This window comes from Candidatus Omnitrophota bacterium (genome assembly GCA_028693815.1).
Taxonomy (GTDB): Bacteria; Omnitrophota; Gorgyraeia; order Zapsychrales; family Aceulaceae; genus Aceula.
This window is the reverse complement of record JAQUUP010000026.1, coordinates 16,986-27,128: the sequence shown is the minus strand read 5'-3', so window position 1 is coordinate 27,128 and position 10,143 is coordinate 16,986. Positions and strand designations below refer to the sequence as shown.

At 38.7% G+C, this 10,143-nt stretch carries 6 protein-coding genes; all 6 read right to left on the bottom strand.

The genetic code is table 11. The features are described from left to right. Positions 1-2,205, bottom strand: a 2,205-nt coding sequence (locus PHY73_07615; GenBank protein ID MDD3375569.1) for an FG-GAP repeat protein, incomplete at its 3' end; no start/stop codon positions are given. A 24-nt stretch (positions 2,206-2,229) separates the two neighbouring features. Then, positions 2,230-7,371, bottom strand: a complete 5,142-nt coding sequence (locus PHY73_07610; GenBank protein MDD3375568.1) for a hypothetical protein — start codon at positions 7,369-7,371, stop codon at positions 2,230-2,232. A 274-nt stretch (positions 7,372-7,645) separates the two neighbouring features. Beyond that, positions 7,646-8,170 (bottom strand): PadR family transcriptional regulator, encoded by a 525-nt coding sequence (locus PHY73_07605; protein ID MDD3375567.1) that lies wholly within the window; start codon positions 8,168-8,170, stop codon positions 7,646-7,648. A 4-nt stretch (positions 8,171-8,174) separates the two neighbouring features. Then, a complete protein-coding gene (locus PHY73_07600; protein ID MDD3375566.1) occupies positions 8,175-8,585 on the bottom strand; it encodes a hypothetical protein in 411 nt (136 codons plus the stop codon). Positions 8,586-8,624: 39 nt separating this feature from the next. Beyond that, positions 8,625-9,044, bottom strand: a complete 420-nt coding sequence (locus tag PHY73_07595) for a hypothetical protein (protein ID MDD3375565.1) — start codon at positions 9,042-9,044, stop codon at positions 8,625-8,627. Between the two features lie 15 nt (positions 9,045-9,059). Further along, positions 9,060-10,127 (bottom strand): hypothetical protein, encoded by a 1,068-nt coding sequence (locus tag PHY73_07590; GenBank protein ID MDD3375564.1) that lies wholly within the window; start codon positions 10,125-10,127, stop codon positions 9,060-9,062. Positions 10,128-10,143: the final 16 nt, after the last annotated feature.

The following is a 10,143-nucleotide window of genomic DNA, read 5'->3' as shown; positions in this document are numbered from 1 at the left end:
ACCCAGACCCCCAACAAAATCTTTTGTCACCGGTGCGTTCACAACACCTGCCCAACTCGGATTATCGGCTAATCCAGCTGGAAAACTATACCCAGGAGCTGAAGGCACAACAGAAACATTGTCTCCATGATTCACAGTAAAAGAATACGCTCCATTAGGAACATTAATTACAGACGATGTGCCATTGATTACTTTTGTTAATTGCGCTGAGGCAATATTGTTTCCATTAATATCTAAGATCGTTCCAACCACATCATACTGACCAAGAACTCCAACAAAATCTTTTGTCACCGGTGCGTTCACAACACCTGCCCAACTCGGATTATCGGCTAATCCAGCTGGAAAACTATACCCAGGAGCTGAAGGCACCACAGAAACATTATCGCCATGATTCACAGTAAACGAATAAGTCCCATTTGGAACATTGATCACAGATGATGTGCCATTGATTACTTTTGTCAATTGCGCTGAAGCGATATTGTTTCCATTAGTATCTAAGATCGTTCCGGCCACATCATACTGGCCAAGAACCCCAACAAAATCTTTTGTCACCGGTGCGTTCACAACACCTGCCCAACTCGGATTATCGGCTAATCCTGCTGGAAAACTATACCCAGGAGCTGAAGGCACAACAGAAACATTATCGCCATGATTCACAGTAAACGAATAAGTCCCATTTGGAACATTGATCACAGATGATGTGCCATTGATTACTTTTGTTAATTGCGCTGAGGCAATATTGTTTCCATTAATATCTAAGATCGTTCCGCTGACAGTATAGCCAGCAGGTCCTTCGGAAGTAAAAATATATGCTGATCCAGAATTCGATCCGTTGTCATCATCTCTCGGTGCACCCACAATAACCGTATCATTTGAAATGCCAACCGACCAACTAAAATAATCATTCTGCGCACCATCCGAGGCAAGAAGCTCTTTAGTTTCAGCCCAATTTAAACCTTCATCAAAAATATACGCAGCTCCACGATCTGATTCTGGATGAGAATGATAACGCGCGCCAACAATCGCAGCCCCATCAATTATAGATACAGATGAACCAAAAAAATCTTCACTAGCACCATCAGAGGCAAAAAGCTTATTAGCCTGCAACCAAACGCCAGCAGCATTTTTTGTGTAAACATACGCAGACCCAGATCCAGGTCCGTTGTCATCGTCAAGGTGCGCTCCAATGATCGCCTTGTCCCCCGATACAGAAACAGCAAAGCCAAAAGAATCACCCTCAGCGCCATCAGAAGCAATAAGCTTCTGGCTAAATGGCCATAAACCGCTGGCATTCTTCTTGAAAATATATGCTGATCCAGAATTCGATCCATTGTCATCGTCTCTATGAGCGCCAACAATAGCAATATCGCCGAATACGGAAACAGACGATCCAAAATAATCATTTTCAGCCCCATCATTAGCAAGGAGTTCATCAACTTGCGACCATGATGTCCCGCTCGCGTTTTCCTTAAAAATATATGCCGCGCCACAATCATCGCTTGTATCGTCATGTAAATAAGCTCCAACAACAGCTATATCACCGAAGACAGAAACAGCCGCACCAAATTCATCTCCGGCGGCACCATCGGAAGCAATAATTTTATTAATTTTAACCCATATGCCCGATGCATTCTTTTTAAAAATATACGCCGCCCCAGCGTTCATTCCGTTCTCATCATCCAACGGAGCTCCCACAGCAATAACATCTCCAGAAATCGCAACAGATTGACCAAAATAATCAATCGCGTTACTTTCTTTAATTTTCTGACTGTAAACCCATGTTCCAGCATTTTTTGTATAAATATAAACAGACCCAGAATTGTTGCCGTTATCATCATCGTAAGGGCTTCCCACCACAGCAGTATTTTCTGATATCGCAACCGCATAACCATAAGAATCTTGAGCCGCGCTATCAAAAGCAAGGAGCTTTTGTTCTTGACCCCAAGTAAAACTACCTAGCGGCGTTGAACCATCAGAGGAATCGCCTTGCATATCTTCAAAAAAAGAATCCGGAATTTTATTCAGAGATTGGCCTTGATCTTCTGAAGCAACCGTTTTCGCAGGTGCAGCATTGCGACTAAAACTCTTGAGGTTTGCTTTTGAAGCAGAAATCGCTTGGGTAGGAATAGTAAAATTAAGAAAAATAATTAATATAACAAATCTAGCAATAAATTTGTTTCTCAAGAAACCCGTGGCATAGTTCATTCTTTCTCCTTTTTTAAAGAAATTCTATTCTTCCATTTTGACCAAAGGCCCAATCAATGAAATAGGATTTGTTACTGGTGTAAAGTTAATAATCTGAGGCACAAGCCCCATCAAATTACGCATTTCACTTGTGATTAAACTATCTGGAAAATCAAATTCAAGTCCCGTGCCTTCAATTTGCATATCAATCTTATTGGAATCAAAGGCAATACCACCCTTAGTCAAGCTAGACGATGATTCGCTTTTTCCTTCACTTTTACCGACTCTTTTGGATCCCTTCACATTTTCTGCTTCCTCAGCCTCTATATCTTCAATATTCTGATCAATCATTAACTCCAAAATATTATCAACAGCCTTCTTTTTATTCATTTCTTTTTGCTGTTTTATTTTTTCCCTTTTAGCTTTTCTCTGTGCCCTTGATCCTTTTATCTTTCCGTTGCCCTTATTACTTCCAATTTCTCCAAGTACTTTTTGCGCCTGCTCTGTGCTTTCAAATGGAACATAATCAATCAACTCAAGTGAGCCTCCTTGGTTGTTGTACAGAGCAGCTCCATCGTTATTATAAAACACTTCCACCTTGCTTCCTGGGCTCGTTTTAATTTTACGCCCTTTTCCGTCTAAGGCCTTAATAAAAGAATCGAGATTAATCTTAGCTCCAATTTGCGTTATTTTTTCCTTATAAGAAACCATAATATCAGCTCCTCTAAGACTCACATTCAAGCTGCCTCCTGTGGCCCCAAACATTGGATCAAAAAACACAACTGCGCCAAGAAGAATCGCTTTTTCTTCAGATCCAAATTCTCGACTTATCTGCATCCCAAAATAAGGAGCAAAACCTTGATCCCCTTCCCAGTAATTCTCAACGCTCAAAGACCCTGTCCATTTTCCATCCTTGCTTCTTGCTTGAGCCCTAACAAGACCAAAGGCCTTAGCCTGCAATTCATTAAGATCAATTCGATAGGTATCTCTCCACTGAGGATTATTGATCAAAGCCGCAATCGCACAAACACGAATTTTTGGATCTACATTAGAAAATGCATTATCAACCGCAATTCGAATGCGCTCAATATTGTCGTAAAATGTTCCATCTTTAATTGTTGTATTAATAATATAATTAATATCCAAAACCATTTTTTTCCAAACAGACCCGCTAATGTTATAGCCTGCCAAAACTGGACCTAAAGCTAAAAAGGATTCTCCAGCCGCTTGATTAGCCAGCAGATCAATCAATCCATTAGATTGAACAGAGGCTGAAAAATTAAAATCCCCCGCTTCTGCTGTGCCTCCAACAATCGTATAAAAATCATGCTGATTAAGCCGCTGCGAAACAAACCCTTTAACCTTGCCTTGTCCAAAATTACGGATAAACATCCCTTGCGCCAACATATTCCCAAATCGCGTTGTTTCAGCCATTTCGCGTTCTTTTTTCTTAACATTATTTTCCCAATCGTTTTTTATGTCCTCTAATTTCTTCTTCCCCTCTGCTTGAAGCTCGGCTATAAATTCATCAAGACTGCCCTGAGCACCAGAAGCTTCGAGCGCTTCTTCGATTACTTTTACAACAGCTGGAATCCCAAATTCTGAATTAACTCCATTAAGCATATTATAGAGTCCATCTTTAATATCCTCGCTCCCCATAACATAATTGTTCCAAGCGCTAGGCACATTAAATTTCTCAATTAAATAAGGCAAAAAATCAACAGCAGCCTCTTGCTGCGCATAGTCATTTAGCATCTTTATCATGTCGTCAGGTAAATTATCAAGCATCCCTCCTAAATCAAGTTGCGAGGCATACGAAAAATCATCAACAGTAATCAAATCATTGCCAACGGCATATGTGCCATTTCCTGAAACATCAAAATTGATCATTCCATCCTGATCCATATTAAATTTTGCTCCTCCGTTACCTGTAACATAATTTAATGTGGAAACTTCTTGTCCTCCCTCATACCCTACAATAAAAGAAATACCATCGTTAGGAAAGAAAAGCTCCATGCCTCCAAATCCCTTAACCCCGTGGGTCGACCTAGCATAAGCATCAACACCACCCTGCATCTTAATCTTAAGATCCCCAGAAAACTCACCTTGCTCTAAAAGAGCATTAACCTCTGCCTCTGTATGAAGCTTGATATCCATTGTCGCCTGCCCAACACCATAGCCAGCAACTCCACCAAAAAAATTCAATGCAACGGGGATTCCCTTAATATTGCCGCTTGTCCACCCAAGCTGTGCACAAGTGCTTCGAAATCCACCAACCAATCCACCAAAAGCTGCCCTAAGATCAGCCTGTCCTAAAGCCTGGCCTTTTGATGGGCCGTTTAAAATCTGATCAAAAAGTTCCTGAAACGCCGGATCATTATAATTCCCTAAATCTTCAAAAAGAGTATTTGTAATTCCTTGAAAAGTATCTCCTGTGGCTTGCTCTGCAAATTCAAAAAGAAGATTTTCTGTTCGTTCATCAAAGCCAGCTTTTCCTTGTGCTAACACATTTAAATCAAGTGAAAGTAAATATCTTAACGACACAACTTGATTAAAATTAAAGGAAAAATTTTGAATCTTTCCATCTTTATCCACAGCAGAATATTCCATTTGCATGCCGCCAATCTGGGTCGCAACATCTTTAATCTCAGCTCGTGTTCCTGCTTCCAAAACTCCACCACCTGATTGAACATAACTATTCTCAGCTAGCTGATTGATAAAGCTATCTGCCTTCTTCTGTATATAAGGATTATTTAAGAATTGAGAAGCAAATCCAATATATGCCAAAAGTTCCTCATCTGTGCTAGCATCAGCTTTGGCTTGATCATAAGAACCCTGAACATCTCCTTGAACATCACCCACGCCATCGACAATCTTACCACTCAAATCATTTGCGTTTTTATTCACTTTTTGTAAGAAATCTGGAACAATAAGATTTAAAATATTAAAAATTGTGCTGTCTTTTTGGGATAGCTCTTCGATTAAAGTTTTGGCGTCCACAACTGCATTCTCTCCTACTTCAGACGCTTGATCCCCAGCTGTATTAATCCCTTGAAATTGTTGCAAAAAATTTCGTCCTGAAGCTATCCAATTGCCCAAATTTCCTTGTATATTATCTTGAGCAAAATTATTAGTTAACGTAACTAAACTATTGAGATCGTGACCATCTTGACCTTGAGCCGTTGAAACCACTCTCCAACGCCCATCAGCTTTAACATTATAGGTGCTTTTGCTGATCACCTGGACTTCCTCTATTTTTTCAATCTTCTCCATCACCAAATCATACCCAACTTCCCATCCAGTAAAAGGCAAAGGATCGAGCCTAGAAATCGGTGGCAACTTAACCTCAATAGGCCTTTCCCCTGAACGGGCAACAAAAGCAAGAGCGCCAATACTCATTTGATAAGGGTTGTTCACACCTTTTTTATTCATATAGTTGTGATCTTGAGTAGCCTTTGCTTGATCTCCTGTTAGAATATCGATAAGATCAGCTTCAAAATCCTTTATTGTTTTTCCGGATACCCTCTTTAGCGTCTCTCTAAAGCTAGGATTGTTAGGACCTGCCGCATTAATTAACGCTTGCAAGGAATGCGAATACGTCATATGTCCTTTATGAAACAATGGGTTTGGATTCGAAAGTTGCACAAAGAAAACATCATACCTTTTTCCGTTTTCTTGTACCTGCCCCCAAACAACCTCCATATCGATTTTATTCCCCTTGTTATTTATCTTAACTGGCACTTTCTGTGCAATTGTTAACTCTGCATTTCCTCTTGCTGATTTAATAACGTCTCCCACAGAAAAAGGTACTTCCTTCTGAAATACCTGCTGGACAGTATCTGTGTTTATTTTCACATTAGGTGTTGGAATATTAAGAAATCCGTCCTCATCAGATTCAAGTCCGCTTGGCGGACCCTCAAAATCAACAGGCGCTACCTCATAAACATTATTTACAGATCCTTCAGTTGCCGTTATTGTTGTAATATTATGATCGTCATTGAAATCTTCTGGAGTTGCCGCTTTTCCGGTTAATGATGCAAATGCAAAGAACACAACCGCTGTAGCCAGCGTTGCCGCTTTCCTCAATGCTGTAATTGCGCTAGCAGAAGTGGCAGGCTCTATTTTATTGTCATCAATTTGCATAGATGCTCCACCAGAAAAATATTTTCGCGGAATATGTTTGTTTTCATTTTTATCAAAATCAATACGCAAAACATTGCACACACCTTTTTTAAAAGACTCCACATACTGATCATAAATCTTATCAATTACCTCAGGGTCATCTGTCTCAAAACCCTTTGTTTTAGACAGATCAGCAAAAATCTTGTTCATCAAAACATTCTTCAATTTTGTCTTAAACCAATGCGCTAAAACAAGAGAATAATAAACCTGACGAACCTTAGCAAAATTCTTTCCTTCATTGATTTCTCTTTCAATCTCTGGAATAACGATTTCACGTATAATCTCTGAGGATAGCTGTGCCGTTTCGTCAGCGTTGCCTTTAGCGTCAACTTTCAAATTCTTCTCTTTAGACAAATAGTCTTCCTCAAGCATAACCTTCATTTTAGCTTCAGTGATAATCGCGCGATCGCCCTCTTCATAAATTTTTACCGTATCAGGCAAGATCCAAACCTTGTTAAACGTATTAACCGGAATATTGGTTGTTCCGTATTTTTCATAAGCTTTTTTATAAACCCTTTGCCAAAATTGCTTGCCTAGCTCATCGTCGGGATACAATAACGAAGCCGTTACTTGTTTGAGCAAATAGTCTTGAGCCAACAAATCTCGGCCCATTTCTGTTTTTCCAAGCGCATCAGGAACAATACGATCATCTTCATAAGGAGAAAGGTTGACCCAAAGATCTTTTTCAGGAATAGCTAAAGATGCCAAGAAATAATGAATCAAGTTGTTTGTTTCGCCCTGAAGATCTTCGCCAGCTAGACCGCTTTCTCCGGCATCCACAATAAACTTAAGTTCAAGATGCTTAAAAGGATCGACTTGAATGCCGCGCAAGACAGCTGGTTGAAAAACCGGACTTAGAGGAACTAAGGTTCCTACAGCGGGAAGTTGAATGTTTTGTGCGTAACCAGGAGGAATAATCGTAAAGAATAGAAAACTTAGAAGGACAACAACTGAGATAAATCTTGAAAAAAAACACTTCTTTCGATAACTTTTTAGATCACACATTTTTGCTCCTTTGGTGTTCCCCGTGGCTAGGGGAGAAAATTGTGCGTTAACAAAAATATATTTTAACAACTGTCGGAAATCTACTTAAAGTATACACGCCAAACAAAAGAAAAAAACCCCAAATCAAGCATTTCAAGAAAACGCTTTCTTAGACGAGGAATATAAAAAGAAGTGAAAAATAAAAAATAATTGATTCTAAAGAAATTTTAAAAAAAACTTTAAAATTGATTAAAAAGAGAGAAAATCGATAATTTGGCTGAAAAATTAAAATATCTTAAGATTTTTGGGCAAGAACGCCAATAAGCCGCTCAATCGAACGGATTTCAGCTGAAACAAGATCAAGATCGTGTTCCAAAATGATGAATAAGTGTTGGGAAGTTTTTTTAAGATTCTTTTTAATAGACTCAAGATCGCGCTTAATGCGTTTTAAGAAAATAACTCTGGCACGCAGACGCCTTTTAGCAATATCTTGATCCACATAAGGTAAGAAATAAAGAGAAAGGTCAACATTAAAATACGGTCGCTCGATCGAAAGAAAGTTTTCAGTTAAAAGATGATCAAAAATCTTTCTTCCCTTTGAAGTAATTTTATAGACAAACTTCTCGGGAAACTTTCCTTCTCGACCCACATCTTTTTCAACGAGCCGAAGCTTTTCCATTTTTCGCAAAGGATAATAAATAGACTTTATCTTTAATCCTAGAAATGGAAAAAGCTCTTCTTCTAGCTGACGCTTGATTTCATAGCCGTGCTTTGGCCCTTCCATCAAAAGCCCTAAAAAAAGAAGTTCATGCTCTATCATATTATTACTCTTTTTCTAAGAATTTATTGTTTAATTCTAGAAAAATAAGCTCTGATGCAATTCGCTGAGCAGATGAGCTTAAGGAAACGACTTCGAGTTTTGTTTGTGCCTCTGATACGGACGTTAAGAAAATACCGACTTCGGTTGTATCTGTAACCCCTTCAAAACCCATTAAAACAATAAGGCCGCGTTTTTTCTCTTTAATAAAAATATCCAACTCAGCCTCATCAGCAATATCTAAAATATCGTTAAAACAACTATCTAATGAACAAGGATATTGTTTAACCGTTGCCGTTGAGCGATAATCTTCTAAAGCCTTGGTCGAAGATCCCAATATTGATTTTGGAATTTCCATCAAGCGGGCACATCCGATAAAAGTAAAACAAAGAATAACAAATAATATTTTATTTTTCATGATCATTATTATAACAAAATCCTTTCTGGGTGCAACTCTCTATACTTGCTGATCCATTTTCTCAAGAAGCGGAAACAAATACTCTTCTTCTATTTTAAGTCTTCCAATGATTTGTCCCGAAAAATCCATGAAATCTTTTGGAAAAGATGATGCGCTTGTATCAAAAACTTCTCCGGAATGCTTATCGAAAAACGTTAAATACTTTACCTTAATATCTTTTAAATCATGAGCAAGAAAATCAATCATTTTTGTTGATAACCGATCTCCCGCATAAAACGCATAAAGCTGATCAAACATACGCTTATCTTGGCGACTAAAGAAAGTTGCTAATTGTTCTCCTAGGCTGCGAATTCTTGGTCTTGCTTCCCGATAAGAGCGAAGAAAGCCTTGTGTTTGATCAATCGCACAAACAATAGCCTGATGCCCAACCTTTAATACTTGTAAATAATTATAAGTCATAAGAAGAAATATGATTTAAGTATTTGCACTACGAAAAGTTTCTTCTAGTTGCGTCTGATAATCTGCGCAAATCTTTTCCAGCCCTTGTGCACGAGCTTTTGCCTTAATCAACTCAGACTGAGCAAGCTTGTTTTGTTCTTGAAGCTGCTCGTTTTGACTCTTTAGCTCGTCAAGCTGCAGGGAATCCTCAGGATTAACAGTGCTTATTTTTTGCTCAAGGGCAACTTTTTCTTTTTCTAAATTAGCAATCTTATCTTTAATCTGATTAGCATATGCTTCATTTTCTTGCTTTAAGCGAATCGACTCATCTTGGAGTTTTTTAGTCTTTTCCTCTTGTTCTTGAATTTTCGCTTGAAGCGTTTGATTTTCATTCTCTAGAAATGAGGCGCTTTGCTCAAAACTTTTGAGCTTTTCAATTTCTTGCCTGTATTTTTCTTCCACAGAATCATTTTCTTGCTTTAATCTTTCATTTTCTTCATTCATCTCTTGAAGTTTCTTTTCTTGATCTTCAACACTGACTGCTTTTTCTTCTAGCGCTTTAACCTTGCTCTCGTAGTCCTGCTCTTTTTGTTTAGAAGCATCTAATTGCTGCTGAAGCGTCTTAATCAAATCAACAGCACCGTCTGCCTGCTCATTTGTTTTTTGCACGATTAAAGCCATCTCGCGCTCAAGTGCAACAACTCTTTCGGGGGCTTTGGCAGCAACTTCTTTTAGCTGGCTACTCTCTGCTTTTAAAGATTCAATTTCTTTTTGATAGGCCTCTAGTTTTAATTTTTCTTCTTGCTCCATTTGACTCGCGCTTGCTTTGGCGACATCCAAATCTTGCTGAATTTTTTCTGTTTCCTTCTTTGTCAGCTCAAGGGTTTCTCTCGACGCAGCAATCTCATTTTTAAGAACCTCAAACTCTTTTTTGATTCTTTGCTCTGATTCTTGAGAAGCACGAAGCGCTTTCTCTTTTTCTTCAAACTCTTTTCGATCCACAACCTGATTTTTATCGGGAACCGCCAAAAAACCACCAAAAACAAATGACATCCCGATTACAAGGCACACAATAGCAACTAAACTTAAAATAATAATTAACATGGCAATCTCCCTAAAA